Source organism: Bosea sp. (in: a-proteobacteria) (genome assembly GCF_023953965.1).
Taxonomy (GTDB): Bacteria; Pseudomonadota; Alphaproteobacteria; order Rhizobiales; family Beijerinckiaceae; genus Allobosea.
In genome coordinates, this window is record NZ_JAMLIX010000001.1 from 2,641,324 (window position 1) to 2,667,115 (window position 25,792).

Consider the following 25,792-nt stretch of genomic DNA (forward strand, 5'->3'; position numbering starts at 1 on the left):
GTGTGGCGAGCGTCAGCCGTGCCTAGCCGAAGCGCCGCAGGAAGCCGATCAGGCGGCGCAAGGCCGGCCGCGTCGTCAGCGGCGCGTGGAAGGAAAGCGCGGCGCTCCGCGAGGCGTCGCTGCGGCCCATCGCGGGCAGCGGCAGGCCGGCGACCGCGCCGATGCCGAGGCCTGCCCGCATCGCGACGCACCACGGCGCGATCAGCTCGCCGGCCTCGTCGCCAACGATGACGGCGCCGAGGATGCGGCCCTTGCGGTCGGTGATCGCCTTGACGAAGCCCTCGGTCTCGCCAGAAGCCTGCGCGGCCGCATTCTCCGAAAACGGCCAGCGCAGCACCCGGATCGTCCCGGCCCGGGCGCGGGCCTCTTCCTCCGTCAGCCCGATCGCGGCGATCTCGGGCCTGCTCCAGACGATGCGGGGTTCGCTTACCGGGTCGATCCGGACCGGCTGGCGGAACAGGAGCGTGCGCAGCAGGAGCCCGACATGATCGTCGCCCGCCCGGGCGGGCGCCGCCGCCGCCGCCCCGCCCGCGCAGGCTCCGAGCGCATGGACGCGGCGATTGCTCGTCCGCAGGCCCTTGTCGACGCTCACGCCGGAGGCATCATGGCGGATCCCGCCGAGATCGAGGTCAAGCCCGCCGATCGCGGGCTGAAGCGGGCCGCAGGCGAGAAGATGCGAGCCCTCGACCGTCGCTTCGCCCGCAGGCCCGGCGAGGACGAGGCGCAACCCGGAGCGGCTGCGCTCGGCCCGCAGCGGCGCGCGGCCTTCGTGGATATCGAGCCCCTCGCGCGTGAGCCGGCGCCGCAGGAGCGCCACGGCCTCCGCGTCGTGATCCGGCAGCAGCCCCTCCGGAGCGATCAGCGTCGTAGCGCAGCCGAACCGGTTGAGCGCCTGCGCCAGGGCGGCGCCCGTGCCGCCGCCGCCGAGGACGATCGGCCGCTCGGGCAGCCGTGTCAGGCCGGCGAGGGCGGCCTCGTCGAGGACGGGCAGCGTGTCGAGCCCCGGTATCGCGAGCGGGGCGGGGCGTGCGCCGGTGGCGATCACGAAGCGGCGCGCCTTGATCTGAAGCCTCTCGACGGTGACCGTGCTGCGGCTGGTGAAGCGGGCCTGCCCCCGGACGATGCGGATGCCCAGGGCCGTCAGGCGCTCGGCCGTGTGGTTGGCCCGCTCGGTGGCGAGCGCGCGCTGGATATGGTCGTGGATCCGGACCGGGTCCGGCCCGGCCCCAGCCGCGGCCGCGACGAGGGCGCGCGCCGCCAGCGGCCCCGGGCTGCCGCCGATCGTGCCCCGCTCGACCAGGACGACGGGGACGCCGAAGGCCGAGGCGGCGATCGCCAGGGCGATGCCGTCTCGGCCCGCGCCGATGATGCAGATATCGGGTGTCAGCGCGGCTGGTTTCGCCGCCTCGGCCATGCCGTCACTCACCGGATTTCCCGTCGCTCCCGTCGCTTGCGGCGCCGGCCCGCTCAGGCCACGCCGCGCTTCTGGCTCCTGGCCTCGATGCTGGCGAGCGGCTCGGGGCGGCCGAACAGGAAGCCCTGGGCGCGATGGGCGCCGAGGAACTGGACGGCGATGCGCTGCTGATCGGTCTCGATGCCCTCGACCACGACATTGACCTGGAGCCGCAGCCCGAGCTGGCAGACCGCCTCGATCACGGCCTTGGAAGCCTCGCTGGTATGGACCTTGCGCGCAAAACTCTGGTCGATCTTCACCTGCGCGAAGGGGTAGGTCGAGAGATAGGCGAGCGAGGAATAGCCGGTGCCGAAATCGTCGAGCGCGAAGGTCACGCCAAGCGCGCGCAGCTCGTCGAGCACCGACAGCGCCAGCTTGTCGTCCTCGATCAGGAGCGATTCGGTGACCTCGAGCATCAGCCGCCGGGGCTCGAGATGCGCGGCGAGCAGGGCCCCCTTGACCGTCTCGATCAGCCGGCGCGGCTCGCGGAACTGCAGCGGCGAGACGTTGACCGAGACGCCGATGCCCGGCTCCCAGCCGGCGGCGTCCCGGCAGGCCTGGCGGATCGCCCAGTCGCCCATGCCGGCGATCAGGCCGGATTTCTCGGCGATCGGGATGAAGACGCCCGGCGGCACCAGGCCGCGGGTGGGATGGCGCCAGCGCATCAGCGCCTCGCGCGAGACGATCTTCTGGGTCTTCAGATCGACGATCGGCTGGTAGTGGAGCTCGAGCTCGCCCTTGCCGTAGGCTTGGCGCAGGTCGTTCTCGATCTCGTGCCGCTCCAGCATCTCCTCGGCCATGGACGGGTTGAAGAACATCAGCGTGTTCCGGCCGGCGGCCTTGGCCTTGTACAGCGCCGTATCGGCATGGCGCAGCAGGTCGGCCGGGTTTTCGCCGTCCAGCGGCGCCATCGCGATGCCGACGCTCGCCGTCACATAGACGGTCTTGCCGTCGACGTCGAAGACGCGCGCCATGACGTCGATCATGCGCTGGGCGATCGCGGTGACGGCGGAATGATCGCAAGCCGGCAGGATCAGCAGGAACTCGTCGCCGCCGAAGCGGGCGAGCGTGTCGTCGCCGCGGCTCGCCCGGCGCAGGCGGCTGGCGGTTTCCTTCAGCACATGGTCGCCGACATCGTGGCCGAGGCTGTCGTTGACCTGCTTGAAGCCGTCGAGGTCGAGATAGAGCAGCGCGAAGCCCTCACCCGTGCGCGCGTGCCTGGCGAAGGCGTCGGCGATCTGCGTGTTGTATTCGAAGCGGTTCGCAAGCCCGGTCAATTCGTCGAACCGCGCCATCTGCTCGATGCGGGCCTCCGCCGCCTTGCGCTCGGTGGCGTCCTCGGTGAGCATCAGGATGCCGCCCTCGGCGGCGGGCGCGAAGGTGACGACCAGCACGTGCCCGTTGCGCGTCGCGAGCTCCCGGCTCACGGCCTGCTGGGTCGCCTGGACGTCGGTCAGTGCCGCGCGCAGGTCGCCGAGCTGGTCCTGGGCGATCACCTGGCGCTCGATCAGGAAACGCGCGATCGCCGTCAGCGGCGTGCCGGGGAGCGTCAGCGTTTCCGGCAGACCGTAGAGGGTGCCGTGGGGCGCATTGCTGACCGCCAGCTTGAGGTTGCGGTCGAACATCGCCAGCCCGCCGATCATCGTGTTGAGGGCGGCGTCCAGCGTCAGGTTCTGCGAATGCAGGGCGGAGGCGAGCGCCTTCGACTGCTTGTTGGCGTCGCTCAGCGCCAGCAGGTTGCGATGCAGCGAGTTGGTGATCGCGATATTGGCCGCGACATAGAGAATGGCGAAGTAGCCGATGTAGTTGTAATAGGGGTTGTGGGCCTCGATCAGCCCGAACGCCATCGGGATACAGAAGGTCAAGAGCTGCACCGCGACGAATTTCGGGCGGCCGGCATTGCGCGCGACATAGCCCGAGGCCAGCGCGATGGTCGAGGCGACCGAGGTGATGTGCGCGGCAGGGTCGTCGGTGTGGGCCAGCGCGACATAGCAGTTGTAGCCCAGCGCGGCGCTGAACGCCGTGGCGCCGAGGAAATAGTCGCGGTCCCAGCGGCGGGTCTGCGCATAGTCGTCATCGGCGTGGTTGCGCCGGCGATAGGTGATCACGGTCATGATGCGCAGGACGACGATCAGCGTCACCAGCACCGTGAGGCTCATGAAGATGCCCATGCCGGTGGAAACCCAGCACAGGAACGGTGTCAGGATACCGGCGATGCAGCCGGGAACGATCGAGGCCGGCGAGGAGAACAGCGAGCCGACCAGCAGCGTGTAGCCGGTCAGGTCGACCTCCCCACCCTGCCTGCGGCCGCCCGCCGCCATGAACCGCTTCAGCGCAACTGCCATCCGCTCTTTGCCTTTGCCGCCGTACGCGGGGCGATGCGCGAGGTCCGGATTCTGCGCATCATGCCGGTGCTTTGTACGAGAGCAGAGGTAAATGCTTCGTATGGCTTCCCATAATCGCCTCCCGCCGCTCAGGCCGGGGCGGGGTGGCGCTGATAGACGCGTGCCAGCATCCGGTCCTGCGTCTGCGCGATGCGCTGCAGCTTCGAGATCGCGCTCGGGCTGAGGCGCAGCATGCAATCCGTCCAGATCTGGCCGAGATGGCTGAGCTCCTCGCGCAGATCGCCGGAGCGGCGGTTGAAGGCCGCGAAGAGGGCGGTCTTGGCCGCGTGGATCGGCAGCGCCTCCGTGCAGTACTTGCGGATCCAGCTTTCTCCCGTGCCAGCCGGCACCACTGCCTCCAGGCCCCCGGCCGCCATGAACGCCTCTGCGCTCATCTCCTCGCCCGAGAGCAGCATCCGTTCGGCGGCGCGCTGGCCCATGCGCCGCGACAGGATCGCCACCGCCGTGATCGGGAAGTGGTTGAACTTGATCTCCGGATAGACGAACGAAGCCTGCTCCTCGGCGATCATGACGTTGCAGGAGCGCGGCGCGTCGATGCCGCCGCCGATCGCCTTGGCATGGATCGTCGCGAGCGTGATGACGAGGCCGTCGAGGCCGCCGGCGTTCCAGATCGCCCCCTCCGCCGAGAGCCTGGCATATTCGGTGAGCGCGGCCCGGTCGTTCTTGGCCAGGCAGTCGAGATAGAAGTCGAGATCGCCGCCCAGCGTGAAGAAGGGGCCTGAGCCGCGGAAGGCGAGGAAGCGCACCGGGGCGCGCTGGTAGCGGTCGCGCGCGCCCCACAGCGCGACGATCGTGCTCTGGATCTTCACCAGGCTGTCGAGCAGCTGCAGCGTGAAGACGGGCTTCAGCTCCGGCCGGATCGTGACCCACAGCGTCCGGATCTCGGGCTCATAGGCGAGCTCGACCTCCGGCAGGAATCCCGCCTTGTCGCGGATCGCCTCGACCACCTCGCAGTGCTCGAGCGAGGTCGGCGCGAAGCTTCCTTCTTCAATCTTCGAGAACTGCAACATGGCGCTCTCCACTCAACCCCCGAGAAACCCCCGATGCCGACAGCCTAAGCGAGCTTAACAAATTGTAAACGAAACAAGCTGGAAATGGTTAATATAATTAAGGTTTTTGGTTTACCAAGCGTCAGGTCGGCAAGGTCGGCGCCGCGCCATCGGGCGCGAAGCGGCGATCCGGCGCCTTGTGCGGGCATCGGATTTGTCCGAAAAGCGGATTCCCCTTTCCGGTCCGATGCTCTAACGATACCGCCGCGAATTCGCCGTGTTCCCGCGTACAACACCGATGTCGAGCTGATGCCGTGACCCGCCAGACAGCCGAGGACGAGAAGCAGGCGCGCCTTGCCGCGGCGCTTCGCGAGAACCTGAAGCGCCGCAAGGCCCAGGCTCGCGCCCGTCGCTCGCAGGAAGCGCAAACGCGTGAGCCGGCCGCGCCCGCTCAGGCCGAATCTTCCCGGACCTGAATTTCCTCAATTCCCATGCGGCGGCCTTGCCCGGCCGGCCGAGCAGGACCCGACGATGGACAAGATCCGCATTACCGGCGGCCAGCGCCTTCATGGCGCCATTCCGATTTCCGGCGCGAAGAACGCCGCCCTGCCGCTGATGATCGCGAGCCTGCTGACGGACGAGACGCTGACGCTGACCAATGTGCCGCGGCTCTCGGACGTGACCGCGCTCTCGCGCATCCTCTCCAACCAGGGCGTCGACCGCACCGTCGCCGGCAAGCGCATCGGCCAGTCGGCCGAGACCGGCCAGACCATCGCGCTGACCGCGCGCCAGATCGTCGATACCTGCGCGCCCTACGAGCTCGTCTCGACCATGCGGGCGAGCTTCTGGGTGATCGCGCCGATCCTCGCCCGGATGGGCGAGGCCAAGGTCTCGCTGCCGGGCGGCTGCGCCATCGGCACGCGCCCGGTCGACCTCCTGCTGATGGCGCTGGAGAAGCTCGGCGCCGAGATCGTGATCGAGAACGGCTATGCGCTGGCGCGGGCGCCCAAGGGCCTGCAGGGCGGCGAGATCGTCTTCCCGAAGGTTACCGTCGGCGGCACCCATACCGCGCTGATGGCCGCGGTGCTCGCCCGCGGCACAACGGTGATCGAGAACGCGGCGCGCGAGCCGGAGGTCACCGACCTCGCCGCCTGCCTCGTCAAGATGGGCGCCAGGATCGAGGGGGCCGGCACCTCGCGCATCGTCGTCACGGGCGTCGCGCGGCTGGGCGGCGCGCATCACGCCGTGCTGCCCGACCGGATCGAGGCCGGCACCTATGCGATGGCGGTCGCGATGACCGGCGGCGACGTCGTCCTGGAAGGCGCCCGGCCCGAGCTGCTGCAGGCGGCGCTCGACGCGCTGGGCAAGGCCGGCGTCGAGATCGACGCGACGAACGAGGGCATCCGCGTGCGCCGCAACGGCCATGGGATCGAGGCGGTCGATGTCGACACCGACCCCTTCCCCGGCTTCCCGACCGATCTCCAGGCGCAGTTCATGGCGCTGATGACCAAGGCGAAGGGCACCTCGCGCATCCGCGAGACCATCTTCGAGAACCGCTTCATGCATGTGCAGGAGCTCGTCCGGCTCGGCGCGAAGATCCGGCTCGACGGCGACGTCGCCCATGTCGAGGGCGTCGAGAAGCTGACCGGCGCGCCGGTGATGGCGACGGACCTGCGCGCCTCGGTCTCGCTGGTCATCGGAGGCCTCGCCGCCGAGGGCGACACCACCATCAACCGCGTCTACCATCTCGATCGCGGTTTCGAGGCGCTGGAAGCCAAGCTCACCCGCTGCGGCGCCATGGTGGAGCGCATCAGCGGTTGATTTTCTCAAGGCGGGTCGGCAGAACAAGACCATGCCAGACGCTGCCGCCGATCCGCTGAAGCTCCTCGCGCTCGATGCCGACGATCTCGCGATCGTCTCGGCCCATCTTCAGGATGCGGTGCTGAAGGCGGCCGATCTCGTCTATCTGCCGCGCGAGCAGCGCTTCGCGCTGGCGCTGCGCCGCTTCGACTGGGAGGGCGCGCAGCATGGCGAGTGCCGGCGCCGCCTGACGGCGCTGCATTTCGACCGCGTCCGGGCGGTGCGCAGCGCGAGACTCGACAAGAACGATCCCGACAAGGTCCTCAACCTGCTCGCCATCACCTTCGATCTGAGCGAGGAGCCGGCCGGGGACGTGACGCTGCATTTCTCGGAAGGCGCGGCGATCCGCCTTTCGGTCGAATGCGTCGAGGCGCAGATGAAGGATCTCGGCCCGGTCTGGGAAGCGGCGGCGACGCCCGGCCATCCCGACGGCGCCTGAGCCGTCCTTTCCCGACGATACTCCGAGGACCCCCATGCCGATCAGGCTCGACGACAGGGATGCCGGCTTCGCCGACGGCTTTTCGGCGCTGCTTTCCGCCAAGCGCGAGGTCTCCGAGGAGGTCGACCGCGTCGTGGCCGAGATCATCGCCGATGTCCGCGAGAGGGGCGATGCGGCGCTGATCGCCTATACCGCCCGCTTCGACGCCCTCGACCTGACGCCCGCAACCCTGCGCGTCCCGGAGGCCGAGATCGACGCTGCCGTCGCCGCCTGCTCGCCCGAGCTCCTGGCGGCGCTGGAAACCGCGCGCGCGCGCATCGAGACCTATCACCGCCGCCAGAAGCCGGCCGATTCCTGGGTCGAGGATGCGGCCGGCGTCGGCAGCGGCTGGCGCTGGGGGGCGATCGAGGCGGTCGGTCTCTATGTGCCGGGCGGGACGGCGAGCTATCCCTCCTCGGTGCTGATGAACGCCATTCCGGCGAAGGTCGCCGGCGTGCCGCGCATCGTCATGGTCGCGCCGACGCCGCGCGGCGAGACCAACCCGCTCGTGCTCGCCGCCGCCCGCCTTGCCGGCGTCGACGAGGTCTACCGCATCGGTGGCGCGCAGGCCGTCGCTGCGCTGGCCTACGGTACGGCGACGATCGCGCCGGTCGCCAAGATCGTCGGCCCGGGCAATGCCTATGTCGCCGCCGCCAAGCGCCGCGTCTTCGGCCGGGTCGGCATCGACATGATCGCCGGCCCCTCCGAGGTGCTGGTGATCGCCGACCGCAGCGCCAACCCCGACTGGATCGCCGCCGACCTCCTGGCGCAGGCCGAGCACGACGCCTCGGCCCAGGCGATCCTGATGACCGACGATGCCACGCTCGCGGCCGAGGTCGAGAAGGCGGTGGCGGCCCAGCTCGCGACGCTGCCGCGGGCCGAGATCGCCGGCCAAAGCTGGCGCGATTTCGGCGCGATCCTCATCGTCGCCGATCTCGAAGCCGCCGTGCCGCTGGTCGACCGCCTCGCGCCCGAGCATCTCGAGATCATGACCGTCGATCCGCAGCGCCTGGCCGGGCTCATCCGCAATGCCGGCGCGATCTTCCTCGGAGGTCATACGCCCGAGGCGATCGGCGACTATGTCGGCGGGCCGAACCACGTCCTGCCCACCGCCCGCTCCGCCCGTTTCTCCTCCGGGCTCGGCGTCGGCGACTTCATGAAGCGCACCTCGCTCTTGAGATGCGGGCCGGAGGGCCTGCGCGCGCTCGCCCCCGCCGCCACGCGATTGGCGCAAGCGGAGGGCTTGCAGGCGCACGCGCGATCCGTGACGATCAGGCTCAACTGAGCGCCGCATATCGCGGCGCCATGGCCGGAGGAGCGATGTCCGACGCCTCGATGCCCACCAAGCAGCGCCTGGTCGGCCTGACCCTCGACGAGAATTCCCTCGGCCGGGGGGCGCCCGATCAGGAGCACGAGCGCGCCGTCGCCATCTACGATCTGATCGAGCGCAACAGCTTCGTCGTGCCCGAGCACGACGGCGGCCCCTATTGCATCCATCTCGCCATGGTCGAGCGGCGTCTCGTCTTCGAGATCCGGGAGGCCGATGGGGCGCCTGTCGTCACGCATCATCTCTCGCTCAGCCCGTTCCGGCGCATCATCAAGGATTACGAGCTCGTCTGCGACAGCTACTACGCGGCGATCCGCACCGCGACCGCGGCGCAGATCGAGGCGATCGACATGGGCCGGCGCGGCCTGCACGACGAGGCCGCCGGCATCCTGGCGGAGCGGCTGGCCAACAAGGTCGAGGTCGATTTCGATACGGCGCGCCGCCTCTTCACGCTGATCTACGCGCTGCACTGGAAGGGCTGACGCGCTTGGAGCCCGCGAGCAAGGTCCAGAGCGTGCTGTTCATGTGCGCGATGAACGCCGTGCGCTCGCCGATGGCGGAGGCGCTGGCCAAGCACTTCTTCGGCAAGTCGATCTATGTCCAGTCGGCCGGAGCGCGAAAAGGCGAGGCCGACGGCTTCGTGCTGACGGTGCTCGACGAGATCGGCATCGATCTCAGCCGCCACAAGCCGAAATCGATCGAGGAACTGGAGGAGTGGGAGGGGCTCAATTTCGATCTGATCGTCACGCTCTCGCCGGAAGCCCACCACAAGGCGCTGGAGCTGACACGCACCCATGCCGCCGCGGTGGAATACTGGCCGACCGCCGATCCCACGGCGTTCCAGGGCTCGCGCGAGCAGAAGCTCGACGCCTATCGCGACGTCCGCGATGCCCTGACCCGGCGGATCAAGCAGCGGCTGCGGAGCTAGTTTTCGCCGCGCTGGATGATTGCCCGCCGCTCAATGACAGGTTGCGGAAGCGAGGCCAGCCGGCTCAGGCTGTCATAGACCGAGCCGCTCATGTCGTAGGCGACCGCGACCTCGAAGCCCAGCATCAGCGGGCCGGTCTGGCTGGTGCGGATCCTGAGCTTGGCCGGGTCGATGAAGGCGTAGGAGCCGGCATGGGCGGTGATGAAATCGCGGGCGATCCGCGAGCGTTCGCCGTCGTTCAGGCCCGCGATGGACGAGCGCGCCGCTTCGGAGGCGATCTGCTGGATGCTGTGGTAGACGCCCAGGACGTAGCCGTATCCCATGATGCCGACGAGGAGCAGCAGCAGGATCGGCGCGGTGAAGGCGAACTCGATGGCGGTCATTCCGTCCTGGTTGCGGGAGAGGCGGGACAGCGCGGGCAGCATGACCGTTCCTCAGTGAACGAGCGCAACTTAAGGTTGTAAATTGCACCTGTTGACGAAAGGTAAATGCATCCCCGGCCCGCCGGAGCCTGCTGCGTTCAGGTGAAGATGCGGGGCGTCCCGGCCGATCCTACCAGGGGCGGCCGGGGCCGACCGGCCCGATGCCGAGGAAAGTGCCGAGGCTCGCCGCGATGTCGGCGAAGCTTTCGCGCCGGCCGAGCGGCGCTGATCCGATGCCGGGCCCGAAGGCGAGGATCGGCACATGCTCGCGCGTATGGTCGGTGCCGGGCCAGCTCGGATCGTTGCCGTGATCGGCGGTGATGACGGCGATGTCGCCGACTTTAAGCGCGGCTTCGAGATGCGGCAGCCGGCGGTCGAAGGCTTCGAGCGCCGCCGCATAGCCCGGGATGTCGCGCCGGTGGCCGAACTCGGTGTCGAAATCGACGAGGTTGACGAAGCAGAAGCCGCCGTCGGGCAGGCCGTCCCAGGCTTCCAGCGCCGCATCGACCATCGCCGCATTGCCGAAGGGCTTGATCTCGGTGCCGGTCGAGCGGTGGGCGAAGATGTCGCCGATCTTGCCGATGGTGACGATTGCGCGGCCCTGCGCGGTCAGCCGGTCGAGGATGGTCTCCTGCGGCGGCGGTATGGCGAAGTCCTTGCGGTTGCCGGTGCGGGTGAAGCCTTCCTCGGCCGAGCCGATGAAAGGGCGCGCGATGACGCGGCCGATATGCAGGGGATCGACCAGCCCGCGCACCGTCTTGCAGAGGGCATAGAGCCGGTCGAGCCCGAAATGCTCCTCATGCGCCGCGATCTGGAGCACGGAATCGACCGAGGTGTAGCAGATCGGCTTGCCTGTCCGGATATGCTCGGCCCCGAGCTCCGCGACGATCACGGTGCCCGGGGCATGCCGGTTGCCGAGGATGCCGGGCAGGGCGCCTTGCTTGACGATGCCGGCGACGAGCTCCGGCGGGAAGGAGTTCTCGGTTGCGGTGAAATAGCCGCGCTGGAAGGAGACGGGGCAGCCGGCGATCTCCCAATGGCCCGAGGGCGTATCCTTGCCCTGGCTCACCTCGACGCCATAGCCCCAGCGGCCCTCAGGGCTCGCCGGCTTGGCGATGCCGGCGAGCGGGCGCCCGGTCGAGGCTTCGCAGGCCTGGGCGAGGCCGAGCCGGACGAGGTTCGGCAGCCGCAATGGCCCGCCGCGCAGGCCCGCGCGGTCGCCCCGGCCGTCGGCGCAGGCTTCCGCGATATGGCCGAGCGTGTCGGAGCCGGCATCGCCATAGGCGCCCGCATCGGCCGCGCCGCCGCAGCCGACCGAATCCAGCACGATCAGGAGGGCGCGTGCCATGCTTCAATCCTTCACCGCGGCGGAGCCGGCGGTTTCGAGGTTGAGCGCGGCGGCGAGCAGGGCCTGTGTATAGGCTTCGCGCGGCTTCGCGAAGATCGCCTCCGCCGGGCCTTCCTCGACCACCTTGCCGTTCTGCATCACCACCACCCGGTGCGACAGGGCCCGGACGACCTTGAGGTCGTGGCTGATGAAGAGATAGCCCAGCTTGCGCCTGGTTTGCAGGCCGCGCAACAAGTCGACGATCTGCGCCTGCACCGACATGTCGAGCGCCGAGGTCGGCTCGTCGAGCACGACGAAGCGCGGGTCGAGCGCCATGGCGCGCGCGATCGCGATGCGCTGGCGCTGGCCGCCCGAGAATTCGTGCGGATAGCGGTCCATCGCCGCAGGATCCAGCCCGACATCGACGAGCGCCTGGGCGACGGTCTCGCGGCTTTGCCGGTCGTTCAGGCCGGGCTTCTGGATGGCGAGCCCTTCCGCCACGATCTCGGCCACCGACATGCGCGGCGAGAGCGAGCCGTAAGGGTCCTGGAAGACGACCTGGAGGTCCTTGCGCTTCGGCCTGAGCTGCTTGCTCGACAGCCCGTCGATGCGATCGCCGAGGAAGACGACCGGCCCTTCCGAGGCGATCAGCCTGAGGATCGCTAGGCCGAGCGTGGTCTTGCCCGAGCCGGATTCGCCGACGACGCCCAGCGTCTCGCCCTCGCGGACCGTGACCGAGATGCCGTCGACCGCCTTCACATGGCCGCTGACGCGGCGCAGCAGGCCGGACTTGATCGGGAACCAGACCTTGACCGGGCCGGCCTCGAGCAGCGTCGCCGCGTCGGCCGGGACGGGGGCGGGGCGACCCTTCGGCTCGGCCGCGAGCAGGCGCCTGGTGTAGTCGTGGCGCGGGTTGCCGAAGATCTCGGCCACGGGGCCGTGCTCGACGATCCTGCCCTTCAGCATGACGCAGACCCGGTCGGCGATGCGCCTCACGATGCCGAGATCATGGGTGATGAACAGCATCGCCATGCCGAGCCGGCCTTGCAGCTCCTTGAGCAGCTTCAGGATCTGGGCCTGCACGGTGACGTCGAGCGCCGTCGTCGGCTCGTCGGCGATGAGCAGTTCGGGCTCGTTGGCGAGCGCCATCGCGATCATCACGCGCTGGCGCTGGCCGCCCGAGAGCTGGTGCGGATAGGCGTCGAGCCGGCTTGCCGCATCGCGGATGCCGACGAGGTCGAGCAGTTCCAGCGTGCGGGCGCGCGCCTTCTCGCCGCTGAGGCCCTTGTGCAGTTCGAGGATCTCGCCGATCTGCCGCTCGATCGTGTGCAGCGGGTTGAGCGAGGTCATCGGCTCCTGGAAGACCATGGTGATGTCGTTGCCGCGCACCTTGCGCATCGCGTCCTCGTCGGCCGCGATCAGGTCCTGCCCGTCGAAGATCACCTTGCCGGAGGGGTGGCGCGCCGCCGGATAGTTCAGGAGCTTGAGGATCGACAGCGCCGAGACCGACTTGCCGGAGCCGGATTCCCCGACGAGCGCCAAGGTCTCGCCGCGATTGATCGAGAACGAGACATGGTCGACCGCGAGCGTCTCGCTGCCGCCCTGGCGGAAGGCGACGGAAAGGTCCTCGACGGAGAGAAGCGGGCCGCTCATGCGAAGGTCTTTCGCGGGTCGAAGGCGTCGCGCACCGCCTCGCCGATGAAGATCAAGAGCGACAGCATCAGCGCGATCACGATGAAGCCGGACAAGCCCAGCCAGGGCGCCTGGAGGTTCGACTTGCCCTGCGCCAGCAATTCGCCGAGCGACGGCGAGCCCGGCGGCAGGCCGAAGCCGAGGAAGTCGAGCGAGGTCAGCGTCGTGATCGAGCCGTTCAGGATGAAGGGCAGGAAGGTCAGCGTCGCGACCATGGCGTTGGGCAGGAGGTGGCGGATCATGATCGTGCGGTTGGAGAGGCCGAGCGCGCGGGCCGCGCGGACATATTCGAAGTTGCGCGCCCTGAGGAATTCGGCGCGCACGACGCCGACCAGCGCCACCCAGGAGAACAGCAAGAGGATGCCGAGCAGCACGAAGAAGCCCGGCGTGATGATCGCCGCGACGATGATCAGCAGGTAGAGCGCCGGGATCGAGGTCCAGATCTCGATCAGCCGCTGGAAGACGAGGTCGGTCCAGCCGCCGAAATAGCCCTGGATGGCGCCGGCCGCGATGCCGACCACCGAGGAGAAGGCGCACAGGATCAGCCCGAACAGCACCGAGATGCGGAAGCCGTAGATCAGCCGCGCGACGACGTCGCGGCCCTGGTCGTCGGTGCCGAGCCAGTTCCATTCGAGGTCGCGGCAGGTCGATCCGCCGGTGCGCTCGGCGATCGGCCGGCATTGCTCGTCCGTGAGCAGCCAGGTCGGCGGGGCGGGAGCGGGCACAGGCAGGTCGAGGTTGTGCGTATTGTAGCCGTAGCGGATCGGCGGCCAGATCGCGAAGCCGTTGGCCGCGATCTCGTTGGCGATGACGGGATCGCGGTAATCGGTGGTGGCGAGGAAGCCGCCGAACTTCTCCTCCGGATAGTTCACCGCGACGGGAATGAGCCACTCGCCCTTGTAGTGGACGAGAAGCGGCCGGTCGTTGGCGATGAACTCGGCGAAGAGCGAGACGAGGAACAGCGCCAGGAACAGCCAGAGCGACCACCAGCCGCGCCGGTTCGCCTTGAAGTTGTCGAGCCGGCGCCGGTTGATCGGCTTGAGCTTCAGCCAGCCCTGCTGCGGCTGCGCCGGGGCGAGGGGGATGTCGATTAGCGTGTCGGCCATGCTCACGCCTCCCGGCTCTCGAAATCGATGCGGGGGTCGACCCAGCTATAGGTCAGGTCGGTGATCAGGTGCACGACGAGGCCGATCAGCGAGAAGATGTAGAGATTGGCGAAGACGACCGGATAGTCGCGGTTGACGATCGCCTCGAAGGAGAGAAGCCCCAGCCCGTCGAGCGAGAAGATCGTCTCGATCAAAAGCGAGCCGGCGAAGAGCGCGTTGACGAAGGCGCCGGGGAAGCCGGCGATGACGATCAGCATCGCGTTGCGGAAGACATGGCCGTAGAGCACGCGCCGCTCGCTCAGGCCCTTCATCCGGGCGGTCAGCACGTATTGCTTGCGGATCTCGTCGAGGAAGGAGTTCTTGGTCAAAAGCGTCGAGGTGGCGAAGGCGCCGAGCGCCATCGCCAGGACCGGCAGCGTGATGTGCCAGAGATAGTCCCTGGCCTTGCCGATCAGGCTGAGCTGCGCCCAATTGTCGGAGGTCAGGCCGCGCAGCGGGAAGATCTGCCAGAACGAGCCGCCGGCGAAGAGCACGATCAGGAGGATCGCGAACAGGAAGCTCGGTATGGCGTAGCCGAGGATGACGACGGCGCTCGTCCAGGTGTCGAAGCGCGAGCCCTCCTTCATCGCCTTGCGGATGCCGAGCGGGATCGAGATCGCATAGGAGATCAGCGTCATCCACAGGCCGAGCGTGATCGAGACCGGCAGCTTCTCCCTGATCAGCTGGAGCACCGGCGCGTCGCGGAAATAGCTGCGGCCGAAATCGAAGCGGGCATAGTCGCCGAGCATCTTCAGGAAGCGCTCATGCGCCGGCTTGTCGAAGCCGAACTGCTTTTCCAGCTCCTTGATGAAGGCGGGGTCGAGCCCCTGCGCGCCGCGATAGGCCGAAGCGTCGCCCTGCGCGCCGGCATCGCCCATCTGCCCGCCACTGACGCGGTCCATCGCGCTGCTGTTGGGGTTCTGGAGCTGCGAGATCACGCGCTCGACCGGGCCGCCCGGCGCGAACTGCACGATGACGAAGGAGACCAGCAGGATGCCGAACAGCGTCGGCACCATCAGCGCCAGGCGCCGGGCGATGTAGCTCAGCATGCTCCGCTCACGCCTTTCCGATCCGCTTGGCCTTCTCGGCGTCGTACCACCAGATCCCCGGCGCGCCGGAGCCGTATTTCGGCTTGGTCTCTGGCCGGTCGTACATGTCCCAATAGGCGATCCATTCGCCCGGGTTCCACCACATCGGGATCCAGTAGCGGCCGGCGCGTAAAAGCCGGTCGAGGCATTTCGCGGCGACGACCACCTCGGCGTAGCTGTCCGCCTGGCCGATCCGCTGGATCATCGCATCGATGGCGGGGTCCGAAACGCCTCCGGCATTGAGCGAACCGCGCGTCTTCGCGGCCTCCGAGCCGTAGACGATGCGCAGGGTGTCGCTGGGGATCGCGCTGCCGCCGAGCGCGCGGCTGATCACGTCGAACTCGAAATCGTCGACCCGGCGCTGATATTGCGAATCGTCGACGATGCGCGAGGTGGCGCGGATGCCCAGCCGCTTGAGATTGGCCTGGAACGGCTGCGTATGAGGCTGGAGCACGGTTTGCGAGTCGAGGAACTCGATCTCGAAGGGTTGGCCGTCGGGCAGCTTCAGGTTGCTGCCGTCGCGCTTGCAGCCGGCGGCCCGCAGCATCTCGTCGGCGCGCTGCAACAGGTTGCGGTCGCTGCCGGAGCCGTTCGAGACGGGCGGCAGCCAGGGCTCGCCGAAGACCTCGTCGGGAACCTTGCCCCGGAACGGCTCGAGCAGGGCCAATTCCGCTTCCGAGGGTTTCCCGGCCGCCTTGGAGTCGGAATTCTCGAAATAGGAGGTCATGCGGCTATAGAGGCCGAACATGATGTTGCGGTTGGTCCATTCGAAATCGAAAGCCAGCCCCAGCGCTTCGCGAATGCGCGGATCGGAGAATTTCTTCCGCCTGAGATTGAAGATCCACCCCTGCGAGCCGACCGGCGCGGTGCGCTTGAAGGTCTCCTTCCTGACCTTGCCTTCATGCACGGCGGGGAAGTCATAGGCCGTCGCCCAGAATTTCGAGGTGAACTCCTCGTTGAAGGTGATCGATCCGCTCTTGAAGGCCTCGAACGCCACCTGGCGGTCGCGGAAATATTCCCAGCGCACCCGGTCGAAATTATTGAGGCCGACATTCACCGGCAGGTCTTTCGCCCAATAATCGGGCACGCGCTCGAATTCGATGAAGCGGCCCTGCTCGAAGCGGCCGACCTTGTAGGCGCCGGAGCCCAGCGGCGGCTCCAGCGTCGAGGCCTCGAAATTGCGGGTCGACCAGAATTTTTCGGAGAAGACCGGCAATCCCGCGACGACGAGGTGCAGATCGCGGCTGCGCCGGGGCGACAACGTCACCACGACGATGTCCTCGCCCTCGGCGACGGACGAGACGAGCTCGCTCAGCATCATGCGATAGGAGGGATGGCCCTTCGTCTTCAGGATGTTCATCGAGAAGGCGACGTCGGCTGCGGTGACGCGCGAGCCGTCATGGAAGCGGGCCTCGGGCCTCAGCCGGAAACGATAGCTCAGCCTGTCGGGCGAGGCCGCGACGCTTTTCGCCAGGAGCCCGTAGAGCGCGCCGGGCTCGTCGCCCGAGCCGGACATCAGGCTGTCGAAGCAGGCGTCCATCCCGGCGGCGCCGCTGCCCTGCAGCACGAAGATGTTCAGGGTGTCGAAGCTGTCGGCGCCCTGGTTGCCGGAGCGGCTCTTGATCTGGACGGTCAAGCTCCCGCCCTTGGGAGCCTTGGGGTTCACATAGGGAAAATGCGGGAAGTCCGGGGGCAGGGCGAGCTCGCCGAAGGTCGAGAGCCCGTGCGCTTCCCTTTCCTGCGCCAGCCCCGTTCCGGCCGGGCCGGGCAGGATGCCCGCGACCGCGGCGGTGCCTGCCGCTTCCAGAAATCCGCGGCGTGTGATGCGCCTGCGCATGGTTTCGCGTCTCCGTCCGATTCGCCGCCGTCCTGTCTCGCCCGCGCGGCGGGTGACCGTAATGCGGATTGTGCGGGCATGCGCAAGGCGCAGGCAAGGCGCGATGAGAAAAAGCCGGGCAGGGCCCGGCTTTGTGATCGTCGATTCGTCGGTGGCCGGCCTGTCGTCAGGGCTTCGGCAGCGGCTGCGGCGAATCCGCCAGCGAGTTCAGATAGGCGATGACGTCGGCGCGGGTCTCGGGCTTGGCGATGCCGGCGAAGGCCATGGCGGTGCCGGGCACGTAAGCCTTCGGGCTCTTCAGGAAGTGGTCGAGCGCGTCGGCGTCCCAGGTCTTGTCGGTGCGGCCCTTCATCGCGGCCGAATAGCCGAAGCCGTCGACCGCGCCCTCGTTGCGGCCGAAGACGCCGAAGAGATGCGGGCCGACCTTGTTGGCCCCGCCCTTGTCGAAGGTGTGGCAGGCCTTGCAGGCGGCGGTGGCCTTCTCGCCCTTGGCGACGTCGGCCTTGGCGAGGCGCACCGCGATCGGCTCCTCCGCGGCGGGCGCGGCGGCGGTGCCGCCGCCGGCGGACGCTTCCTCGCTCGGCAGATCGAAGCCCGGCACCACCGGCTTCTTCGGCGCGAAGACGATGCCCGCCGTCATGTTGAGGCCCATCACGACGAGCAGCGTGGAGAGAACCGCGCCGGCGATCTTGTTGGCTTCGATGTTCATCCTGTCCGACCCTGCTGCCCTCCGCGGCGAAAGGCGCGGGAGACGAGATAGCGCTTGGCCGGAGTCTCGAAAGGCTCCAGCCTACGCCGTTGCTTAACCGCTTTGCGCGCTTCATTGCAACTCGTATAAGCGCGCACCGTTTGAGACTTTTTGCCGCCACGGGTTTCCGCGGCGGCGCCCAGCCGGGAACGCTGCAGAAAATGGCCCTTCCGCTGATCCTGATCCCGGCCCGCATGCAGGCGACGCGCCTGCCCGGCAAGCCGCTGGCCGACATCCATGGCGAGCCGATGATCGTGCATGTCTGGCGCCGCGCCGTCGAATCCGGGGCGGGCGACGTCGCCGTGGCGACGGACTCAGCCGAGATCGCGGCGGCGATCGCGGCGGCCGGCGGCAAGGCGGTGATGACCGGCGCCCACCACCAGACCGGCTCCGACCGGATCAAGGAAGCCGCCGATATCCTCGATCCGCAGCGGCATTACGACATCATCGTCAATGTGCAGGGCGATTTCCCGACGCTCGCGCCCTCGGCCATCGCCGCGGCGGTGAAGCCGCTCGCCGATCCGGCCGTGGACATCGCGACGCTCGCCGGCGTGATCACCGAGGAGGAGGAGAAGACGGCGCCGAGCGTCGTCAAGCTCGTCGGCAGCGAGATCGCTCCGGGCCATCTGCGCGCGCTCTACTTCACCCGCGCCAGGGCGCCGGCGGGCGAGGGGCCGCTCTACCACCATGTCGGCCTCTACGCCTATCGCCGCGCCGCGCTCGACCGTTTCGTCGGCCTGCCGCAATCGCCGCTGGAGCTGCGCGAGAGCCTCGAGCAGCTTCGCGCGCTCGAGGACGGCATGCGCATCGACGCCATGGTCATCGACCAAGTGCCGCGCGGCGTCGACACCCCCCCCGATCTCGATCGCGCCCGCGCGATCCTGAAATCCAGCTAGGGCAATTCCGCGTTTCCCTGAACCGCGGAATTGCCCTAGATTCTTGTCTTGCCGCATTTTCTTCACGCGAACCGGTGCCCACTTCGTTCGAAAATGCTCTTGAGGAGCCTGAAGTCGTCCCATGTCCGTCGTCGTGTCTTATCAGGGTGAGCCCGGAGCCTTCTCCTCGCAGGCCGCCATCCAGGTCTTTCCGGACTGCGAGCTTCTGCCCTGCGCCACCTTCGAGGACGCGCTCTCCGCCGTCAGCGACGGCAAGGCGCGCTACGGCATGATCCCGATCGACAACTCGATCGCCGGCCGTGTCGCCGATATCCACCATCTCCTGCCGCGTTCGGGGCTGCATATCGTCGGCGAGCACTTCCTGCCGATCCGCTTCCACCTGATGGCAGGCAAGGGCGCGACGCTGGCGACGATCCAGACGGTCCAGAGCCATATCCACGCGCTCGGCCAGTGCCGCAAGATCATCCGCAAGCTCGGCCTCAGGGCCGAGGTCGCGGCCGACACCGCCGGCTCCGCCCGCCAGGTCGCCGAGGCGGCCGATCCGACGCGGGCGGCCATCGCGCCGCGCATCGCGGCGGAGGTCTACGGCCTCGACATCCTGATGGAGGACATCGAGGACGAGAAGCACAACACCACGCGCTTCGTCGTGCTGTCGAAATATCCCGAATATGCCCGCCAGGGCGCTGGCAAGACGGTCACCACCCTGATGTTCCGCGTCCGCAACATCCCGGCCGCGCTCTACAAGGCGATGGGCGGCTTCGCCACCAACGGCATCAACATGACCAAGCTCGAAAGCTACATGGTCGACGGGCTGTTCTCGGCGACGATGTTCTATGCCGATGTCGAGGGCCATCCCGACGATCCCGGGCTCAGGCGCGCGCTCGACGAACTCTCCTATTTCTCCAAGGAGACGAAGATCATGGGCGTCTATCCCGCCAGCGACTTCCGCTCGACGATCGAGGAAGCGGGGGAGTAACGGCTCGATTGAGCGCTCAGGCCCTCTCGCCGTCGAGCGCCCAGGCCCTGACCAGCGTGTTGGCGATGGCGATGTGCTGCGGGCAGCCGAGCCCGTCGGGATGGCGGCCTTCCAGCATCTGGAGGACCTCCTCGCGCGTGAACCAGCGCCCGGCTTCCAGCTCCGTCATGTCGAGCGTTATCTCTTCGCCCAGTGCCTCGGCGATGCAGCCGATCATGATCGAGGAGGGGAAGGGCCAGGGCTGCGAGGCGAGGTAGCGCACGGTGCCGACCCTGAGGCCGGCCTCCTCCCAGCTCTCGCGCCTGACCGCGTCCTCGAGCGTCTCGCCCGGTTCGACGAAGCCGGCGATGCAGGAATACATGCCAGGCGCGAAACGGGCCTGCCGTGCCAGCAGGCAGGCGTCGCCATGCGTCACCAGCATGATCACGACCGGGTCGGTGCGCGGGAAATGCAGCGCGCCGCAGGCGGTGCATTCGCGCCGCCAGCCCGAGGCGCCGGCGACGGTCGCCCCGCCGCACTGAGCGCAGAGGCGGTGCCGCGCGTGCCAGTCGAGCACGGCCTTGGCCTCGCCGAGCGGCCCGATTTCCTCCTCCGGCACGATGCGCTTCAGCGCGACCGAGCGCAGATCGGTCAGGAACAGCTCCGGGCGCTCCTTCAGCGGGTCGATCAGCGCCTTGTCGATGAGGCGGGCGAAGCGCGGCGTCCCGTCCTCGGCGAGCCCCATGAAGATCTCTTCGGCGGCCGGGCCGAGCATCTCGGTCTCGCCATGACTGAACCAGACGGTGAGCGCCTCGCCGTCGAGGCGCTTGAGGATCGGCGTCTCGCCGGCGACGGCGGCGATGCGCGTATCCGAGCGGTGGCGCAGCGCCGTCACCGCATCGGGCTTGTTGCGCAGGTCCTCGCGCCGGTCGAGCCGGTTGATCGCGAAGCCGGTCAGGGAGGAGCGTTCGCGGCGGGGCGGGGAAGCGTCGTTCATGCCCCGGGTCTAGACCCGCGACGCCATGTCGCGCAAGCGCGCCTCACGCGGACCCCCGGCCGCGCAGAAGCTGGACGATGGCGGAGAAATCGCTGCCGCCTTCGCCCCAGGCGTTATGCAGCCCGAAGAGCTGGGCCGCGGCCGCGCCGAGCGGGGTCGCGGCGCCCACCGCCTGCGCCGCCTCCTGCGCGAGCTTCAGGTCCTTCAGCATCAGCGCCGAGGCGAAGCCCGGCCTGTAGTCGTGGTTGGCGGGCGAGGTCGGGACCGGCCCCGGCACCGGGCAATAGGTCGTCAGCGACCAGCACTGGCCCGAGGAGGTCGCGGCGACGTCGAACAGGGCCTGATGCGACAGGCCGAGCTTCTCGGCGAGCACGAAGGCCTCGCAGACGCCGATCATCGAGATGCCGAGGATCATGTTGTTGCAGATCTTCGCCGCCTGGCCGTTGCCGGGGCCGCCGCAATGCACGATTCTGCGCCCCATCCGGGCGAGGACAGGCTCGCCGCGGGCGAAGGCATCCTCGCTGCCGCCGACCATGAAGGTCAGCGTCGCGCCCCTGGCGCCGCCGGTGCCGCCCGAGACGGGGGCGTCGAGCGCTTCGCAGCCGTGTTCGGCTGCGAGCCCATGGGCCTTGCGGGCGCTCTCGACGTCTATGGTCGAGGAATCGATCATGAGCGTGCCGGGCTTCACCGCCGGCAGGATATCGGCCCAGACCGAGAGCACATGCTTGCCGGCCGGCAGCATCGTCACGACGATCTCGGCATCGGCGACGGCCTGCCTCGCCGAGGCGGCGATGCCGACGCCGGTCTCGGCGGCGGCATCCATCGATGCCTGCGCCAGATCGAAGGCCGTGATGCCATGCCCGGCCTTGACGAGGTTGCCGGCCATCGGGCCGCCCATGTGGCCGAGGCCGATGAAGGCGATGCTGGTCATGCTGCGTCTCTCCGTTCCCACGCGCCTCAATTCCCCTTCGCCCGCCCCACCAGCCCGCGCGCGACGATCATCCGCATCACCTCGTTGGTGCCTTCGAGGATCTGGTGGACGCGCAGGTCCCGGACGATCTTCTCGATGCCGTAATCGGCGAGATAGCCGTAGCCGCCATGGATCTGCAGGGCGTGGTTGGCGACCGTGAAGCCGGTATCGGTCGCGACGCGCTTGGCCATGGCGCAGAGCTTCGTCGCGTCCTCAGCCTTGGCGTCGAGGGCTGCGGCGGCGCGCCACAACAGGCTGCGCGCCGCCTCGAGCTCGGTCGCCATGTCGGCGAGCTTGAACTGCAGGGCCTGGAAATCGGCGATCGGTGAGCCGAAAGCCTTGCGCTCCCCGGCATAGGCGATGGCCTTGTCGAGCGCGCTCTGCGCCCCGCCGAGCGAGCAGGCGCCGATATTGAGCCGGCCGCCATCGAGCCCGGCCATGGCGATCTTGAAGCCGATGCCCTCCGGGCCTAGGCGGTTGGCCACCGGCACACGGCAGTTCTCGAAGATCACGGCCCGCGTCGGCTGGGCGTTCCAGCCCATCTTCTTCTCGTTGGCGCCGAAGGAGAGGCCGGGCGTGTCCTTCTCGACCACGATCGTCGAGATGCCGGCAGGACCGGCCTCGCCGGTGCGCGCCATCACGACGTAGATGTCGGAGACGCCGGCGCCGGAGATGAACTGCTTTACCCCGTCGAGGACGTAATGGTCGCCGTCCAGGACCGCCCTCGTCTTCAGCGCGGCGGCGTCGGAGCCGGAGCCCGGCTCGGTCAGGCAATAGCTCGCCAGATGTTCCATGCTGGTGAGCTTCGGCAGGAAGCGCCGGCGCTGCTCGTCGCTGCCGTAGCGGTCGATCATCCAGCCGCACATGTTCTGGATCGAGATGAAGGCCGCGACCGTCGGGCAGCCGGTCGAGAGCGCCTCGAAGATCAGCGCCGCGTCGAGGCGGGTCAGGTCCGAGCCGCCGACATCGTCGCGGACATAGATGCCGCCCATGCCCAGCGCCGCGGCGGCCCGCATCTCCGCGACCGGGAAATGCTTCTCCTCGTCCCAGCGCGCGGCATGGGGCGCGAGCGTCGCGGTGGCGAAGTCCTGCGCCATCGCGCGGATGGCGATCTGATCCTCGGTCAGGGAAAACAGGCTCACGGTCGGCGCTCCTGCTGGCTGGAGGTAGCGGGCCGCGGCTTCACGCCCGGCGGGCGCCGCGGCTGCGGGTAAGCCCCGTCATAGGATCCGACGCGCCCGCGATGCGGCGAGCGGGCCGAGTCGAGCGCGACGAAATCCTCAGGTCTCGGCGGCTCTCCGGCCTCGCCGACGAAGACGCGCGGTCCCTTGTCGGTGACGACCACGTCGCCATAGGCGAGATCGCCGTTCAGGAAAGTCTCGACCGTCACGGGCGCGCGAGGGGGTGGCGGCAGGCTCGCCGCATGCTCGCGCCTGAGCCGGCTTTCCTCGATCGCCTGCCGGACGAGGCTGCGGCTGCGTTCGCGCGCGGCCTCGATCCGCTGCCGCCAGAGCTCCTGGCAGTAGGCGCGTTGCGCTTCGTCGAGGAGAAACGCGCCGGGTTCGCAGAGCGCATCGCCGGCGGTGGGGGTGGCGTCCGGCGCGGGGCCGGCCGCCCGGGCCGGCAGCGTGCCGCAGAGGAGGGCGAGCGATGCGATGATGCGCAGCGATCGCTCCATGGCCTCCTCCGTCGGTGGTGCCTCAGCTCATCGTCGGGATGACGAAGCTCGCACCGTCCTTGATACCGCTCGGCCAGCGCGCCGTCACCGTCTTGGTCTTGGTGTAGAAGCGGATCGAGTCCGGCCCGTGCTGGTTGAGGTCGCCGAAGGCGGAGCGCTTCCAGCCGCCGAAGGTGTAATAGGCCAGCGGCACCGGGATCGGCAGGTTGATGCCGACCATGCCGACCTGGACCTTCGAGGCGAAGTCGCGCGCCGCGTCGCCGTCGCGGGTGAAGATCGCGGTGCCGTTGCCGTATTCGTGGTCGTTGGTGAGCTTCAGCGCCTCGTCATAGCTCTCGGCGCGCAGCACCGAGAGGACCGGGCCGAAGATCTCCTCCTTGTAGATGCGCATGTCCTTGGTGACGTTGTCGAACAGGCAGCCGCCGACATAGAAGCCGTTCTCGTAGCCCTGCATCCTGAAGTCGCGGCCGTCGACCAGGAGCTTGGCGCCTTCCTTGACGCCGATATCGACGTAAGCCTTGATCTTCTCCATCGCCGCCCTGGTCACGACCGGGCCGTAATCGGCGCTCGCGTCGGTCGAGGGGCCGATCTTGAGGCTCTCGACGCGCGGGATCAGGCGCCTGACCAGTTCGTCGGCGGTCGCCTTGCCGACCGGGACCGCGACCGAGATCGCCATGCAACGCTCGCCGGCCGAGCCGTAGCCGGCGCCGATCAGCGCATCGACCGTCTGGTCCATGTCGGCGTCGGGCATGATGATCATGTGGTTCTTGGCGCCGCCGAAGCACTGCACGCGCTTTCCGGCGGCGCAGCCGCGCGCATAGATGTATTCCGCGATCGGGGTCGAGCCGACGAAGCCGACCGCCTTGATCTCGGGATGGTCGAGGATGGCGTCGACCGCCTCCTTGTCGCCGTTGACCACGTTGAGGATGCCGGGATGCCCGCCCGCCTCGACGAAGAGCTCGGCCAGCCGCATCGGCACGCCGGGATCGCGCTCGGACGGCTTCAGGATGAAGGCGTTGCCGCAGGCGATGGCCGGGCCGAGCTTCCACAGCGGGATCATCGCCGGGAAGTTGAAGGGCGTGATGCCCGCCACCACGCCGAGCGGCTGGCGCATCGAATAGATGTCGATGCCGGGGCCGGCGCCGTCGGTGAACTCGCCCTTCATCAGGCCGGGGATGCCGAGCGAATATTCCAGCACCTCGACGCCGCGCTGGATGTCGCCCTTCGCGTCGGGGATGGTCTTGCCGTGCTCGCGGGCGAGCAGATCGGCGAGCGCGTCGTTGTTCTGGGCGATCAGGTCGAGGAACCGCATCAGCACGCGGGCGCGGCGCTGCGGGTTGACCGCCGCCCATTTCGGCTGCGCCTCGGCGGCGTCGCGCACCGCGGCGTCGAGCTCGGCCGGGGAGGCGAGCGCCACCTTGCCGATGACCGAGCCGTCCATCGGCTGGTAGATATCGGCCGTGCGGCCCGAGGTGCCCGCGACCTGCTTGCCGCCGATGAAATGTCCGACCTGACGCATGGCGCCCTCCCTGCGAAGCGATGATGTGGTGATCTCGCCTCTCCCTATCATTCTCGTTTGCGCACGGCTATAGCGATGCTAAACCGTTTGTTGTGCGCAAACACAAATACGGAGAGAGCGTTGGAGCGCTTCGACTGGGACGATCTGCGCTTTTTCCTCGCCGTGGCGCGCTCGGGCCGGCTGACGGCGGCGGCGCGCCGGCTCGGCGCCGACCATGCCACGGTCTCGCGCCGCGTCACCGCGCTGGAGGAGGCGCTGAAGGCCAAGCTGTTCGAGCGCCGCCCGCAGGGCTACACGCTGACGGCGCATGGCGAGCGCCTGCTCGCCAAGGCCGAGACGATGGAGACCGAGGCGCTGGCGATCCAGAGCGATATCGGCGGCGCGGACATGGCGTTGTCGGGCATCGTCAGGATCGGCGCGCCGGACGGTTTCGGCACCTCGTTCCTGGCGCCGCGGCTGGCGCTGTTCGCGAAGGCCTATCCGGGGCTGGAGATCCAGCTCATCGCGATGCCGCGCCTGCTGTCGCTGTCGAAGCGCGAGGCCGATGTCGCGATCACGCTCGCTCCGCCCAAGGAGGGCAAGGTTGTCGCCCGCAAGCTCTGCGACTATCGGCTGGGCCTCTACGCCGCGCCGGGCTATCTTGCCGCGATGGCGCCGGTGACGAAACCGGAGGACCTCTTCCAGCACCGCATCATCGGCTATATCGACGACCTGATCTTCTCGCCCGAGCTCGACTATCTCGACGAGGTCGCCAAGGGCCTGCGCGCCCATGTCCAGAGCTCGAGCGTGATCGCCCAGATGAACGCGGTCGCGGCCGGCGCCGGCATAGGCGTGATCCATCACTTCATGGCGGAAGGGAATCCGCGCCTCGTCCCCGTCCTGCCCGAGACGGTCACGATCGCGCGTTCCTTCTGGCTGCTCGTCCATGCCGATCTGAAGGATGTCGCGCGGGTCAGGGCGATCGCCGATTTCATCGTCCGTGAAGCCAGGGCCGCGCGCGCCCTCATGATGGGCGAGCACAGGCCCGAACCGCGCATCGCCGCGCAATAGCGAGCGCGGGGTGGGACGGCCCGCCGCA

24 protein-coding genes are annotated in these 25,792 nt (G+C 68.6%); 9 read left to right on the plus strand and 15 right to left on the minus strand.

Translation table 11 applies throughout. The annotated features are described in order from the left end of the window. Window positions 1-22 precede the first annotated feature (22 nt). The 3 genes from M9917_RS12300 to M9917_RS12310 all read right to left on the minus strand — a co-directional run bounded on the left by M9917_RS12300 (window position 23) and on the right by M9917_RS12310 (window position 4,868). On the minus strand, window positions 23-1,426 hold the full coding sequence (locus M9917_RS12300) for an FAD-dependent oxidoreductase (RefSeq protein WP_297254040.1): 1,404 nt from the start codon (window positions 1,424-1,426) through the stop codon (window positions 23-25). Between the two features lie 41 nt (window positions 1,427-1,467). Next, a complete protein-coding gene (locus tag M9917_RS12305; RefSeq protein WP_297254042.1) occupies window positions 1,468-3,798 on the minus strand; it encodes a putative bifunctional diguanylate cyclase/phosphodiesterase in 2,331 nt (776 codons plus the stop codon). Window positions 3,799-3,926: 128 nt separating this feature from the next. After that, window positions 3,927-4,868, minus strand: a complete 942-nt coding sequence (locus M9917_RS12310) for an enoyl-CoA hydratase-related protein (RefSeq protein WP_297254044.1) — start codon at window positions 4,866-4,868, stop codon at window positions 3,927-3,929. A gap of 293 nt (window positions 4,869-5,161) precedes the next feature. Between M9917_RS12310 and M9917_RS12315 the strand changes: the two genes are divergently transcribed. Genes M9917_RS12315 through M9917_RS12340 form a run of 6 tightly spaced genes read left to right on the plus strand, consistent with a single transcriptional unit; the run spans window position 5,162 to window position 9,440 of the window. Next, window positions 5,162-5,323 (plus strand): hypothetical protein, encoded by a 162-nt coding sequence (locus M9917_RS12315; protein WP_297254046.1) that lies wholly within the window; start codon window positions 5,162-5,164, stop codon window positions 5,321-5,323. Between the two features lie 55 nt (window positions 5,324-5,378). Continuing rightward, window positions 5,379-6,668, plus strand: a complete 1,290-nt coding sequence (gene murA, locus M9917_RS12320; protein ID WP_297254048.1) for a UDP-N-acetylglucosamine 1-carboxyvinyltransferase — start codon at window positions 5,379-5,381, stop codon at window positions 6,666-6,668. A gap of 31 nt (window positions 6,669-6,699) precedes the next feature. Continuing rightward, the gene (locus M9917_RS12325; protein ID WP_297254050.1) at window positions 6,700-7,146 is read left to right on the plus strand and encodes a DUF2948 family protein; all 447 of its coding nucleotides are present in this window, start codon (window positions 6,700-6,702) and stop codon (window positions 7,144-7,146) included. A gap of 34 nt (window positions 7,147-7,180) precedes the next feature. After that, entirely contained in the window at window positions 7,181-8,470 is a 1,290-nt protein-coding gene (hisD, locus tag M9917_RS12330) for a histidinol dehydrogenase (protein WP_297254052.1), read from the plus strand. Between the two features lie 35 nt (window positions 8,471-8,505). After that, window positions 8,506-8,994: a UPF0262 family protein gene (locus M9917_RS12335; RefSeq protein WP_297254054.1), complete on the plus strand. Its 489-nt coding sequence runs from the start codon at window positions 8,506-8,508 to the stop codon at window positions 8,992-8,994. A 41-nt stretch (window positions 8,995-9,035) separates the two neighbouring features. After that, entirely contained in the window at window positions 9,036-9,440 is a 405-nt protein-coding gene (locus M9917_RS12340; RefSeq protein WP_297254859.1) for an arsenate-mycothiol transferase ArsC, read from the plus strand. Here M9917_RS12340 and M9917_RS12345 read toward each other — a convergent pair. The 7 genes from M9917_RS12345 to M9917_RS12375 form a co-directional block, all read right to left on the minus strand. Next, window positions 9,437-9,865, minus strand: coding sequence for a TadE/TadG family type IV pilus assembly protein (locus M9917_RS12345; RefSeq protein ID WP_297254056.1), 429 nt, complete (start codon window positions 9,863-9,865; stop codon window positions 9,437-9,439). The genes M9917_RS12340 and M9917_RS12345 overlap by 4 nt on opposite strands. Window positions 9,866-9,992: 127 nt before the next feature. Beyond that, window positions 9,993-11,210, minus strand: coding sequence for a phosphopentomutase (locus tag M9917_RS12350; protein ID WP_297254059.1), 1,218 nt, complete (start codon window positions 11,208-11,210; stop codon window positions 9,993-9,995). A 3-nt stretch (window positions 11,211-11,213) separates the two neighbouring features. Then, entirely contained in the window at window positions 11,214-12,842 is a 1,629-nt protein-coding gene (locus M9917_RS12355; RefSeq protein WP_297254061.1) for an ABC transporter ATP-binding protein, read from the minus strand. Beyond that, window positions 12,839-13,987, minus strand: coding sequence for an ABC transporter permease (locus tag M9917_RS12360; RefSeq protein WP_297254062.1), 1,149 nt, complete (start codon window positions 13,985-13,987; stop codon window positions 12,839-12,841). The genes M9917_RS12355 and M9917_RS12360 overlap by 4 nt, the downstream gene beginning before the upstream one ends. Window positions 13,988-13,989: 2 nt before the next feature. Continuing rightward, window positions 13,990-15,075 (minus strand): microcin C ABC transporter permease YejB, encoded by a 1,086-nt coding sequence (locus M9917_RS12365; protein ID WP_297254064.1) that lies wholly within the window; start codon window positions 15,073-15,075, stop codon window positions 13,990-13,992. 7 nt (window positions 15,076-15,082) lie between these two features. Beyond that, window positions 15,083-16,951 (minus strand): extracellular solute-binding protein, encoded by a 1,869-nt coding sequence (locus M9917_RS12370; protein ID WP_297254066.1) that lies wholly within the window; start codon window positions 16,949-16,951, stop codon window positions 15,083-15,085. A gap of 166 nt (window positions 16,952-17,117) precedes the next feature. Beyond that, window positions 17,118-17,660, minus strand: a complete 543-nt coding sequence (locus M9917_RS12375; RefSeq protein ID WP_297254068.1) for a c-type cytochrome — start codon at window positions 17,658-17,660, stop codon at window positions 17,118-17,120. Window positions 17,661-17,860: 200 nt separating this feature from the next. On the opposite strand from M9917_RS12375, the gene M9917_RS12380 reads away from it, so the two are divergent. Continuing rightward, window positions 17,861-18,595 (plus strand): 3-deoxy-manno-octulosonate cytidylyltransferase, encoded by a 735-nt coding sequence (locus tag M9917_RS12380; protein ID WP_297254069.1) that lies wholly within the window; start codon window positions 17,861-17,863, stop codon window positions 18,593-18,595. A gap of 121 nt (window positions 18,596-18,716) precedes the next feature. Beyond that, window positions 18,717-19,571, plus strand: coding sequence for a prephenate dehydratase (locus tag M9917_RS12385; RefSeq protein ID WP_297254071.1), 855 nt, complete (start codon window positions 18,717-18,719; stop codon window positions 19,569-19,571). 16 nt (window positions 19,572-19,587) lie between these two features. Here M9917_RS12385 and nudC read toward each other — a convergent pair whose 3' ends face one another. The 5 genes from nudC to M9917_RS12410 are packed head-to-tail and all read right to left on the minus strand — an operon-like array spanning window position 19,588 to window position 24,714. After that, on the minus strand, window positions 19,588-20,547 hold the full coding sequence (gene nudC, locus M9917_RS12390; RefSeq protein ID WP_297254073.1) for an NAD(+) diphosphatase: 960 nt from the start codon (window positions 20,545-20,547) through the stop codon (window positions 19,588-19,590). 43 nt (window positions 20,548-20,590) lie between these two features. Then, on the minus strand, window positions 20,591-21,478 hold the full coding sequence (gene mmsB / locus M9917_RS12395; RefSeq protein WP_297254075.1) for a 3-hydroxyisobutyrate dehydrogenase: 888 nt from the start codon (window positions 21,476-21,478) through the stop codon (window positions 20,591-20,593). A gap of 26 nt (window positions 21,479-21,504) precedes the next feature. After that, the gene (locus M9917_RS12400) at window positions 21,505-22,653 is read right to left on the minus strand and encodes an isobutyryl-CoA dehydrogenase (RefSeq protein WP_465246380.1); all 1,149 of its coding nucleotides are present in this window, start codon (window positions 22,651-22,653) and stop codon (window positions 21,505-21,507) included. 2 nt (window positions 22,654-22,655) lie between these two features. Continuing rightward, a complete protein-coding gene (locus M9917_RS12405; protein WP_297254079.1) occupies window positions 22,656-23,195 on the minus strand; it encodes a hypothetical protein in 540 nt (179 codons plus the stop codon). 22 nt (window positions 23,196-23,217) lie between these two features. Next, on the minus strand, window positions 23,218-24,714 hold the full coding sequence (locus tag M9917_RS12410) for a CoA-acylating methylmalonate-semialdehyde dehydrogenase (RefSeq protein ID WP_297254081.1): 1,497 nt from the start codon (window positions 24,712-24,714) through the stop codon (window positions 23,218-23,220). A gap of 120 nt (window positions 24,715-24,834) precedes the next feature. Between M9917_RS12410 and M9917_RS12415 the strand changes: the two genes are divergently transcribed. After that, window positions 24,835-25,764, plus strand: coding sequence for a LysR family transcriptional regulator (locus M9917_RS12415; RefSeq protein WP_297254082.1), 930 nt, complete (start codon window positions 24,835-24,837; stop codon window positions 25,762-25,764). Window positions 25,765-25,792 lie beyond the last annotated feature (28 nt).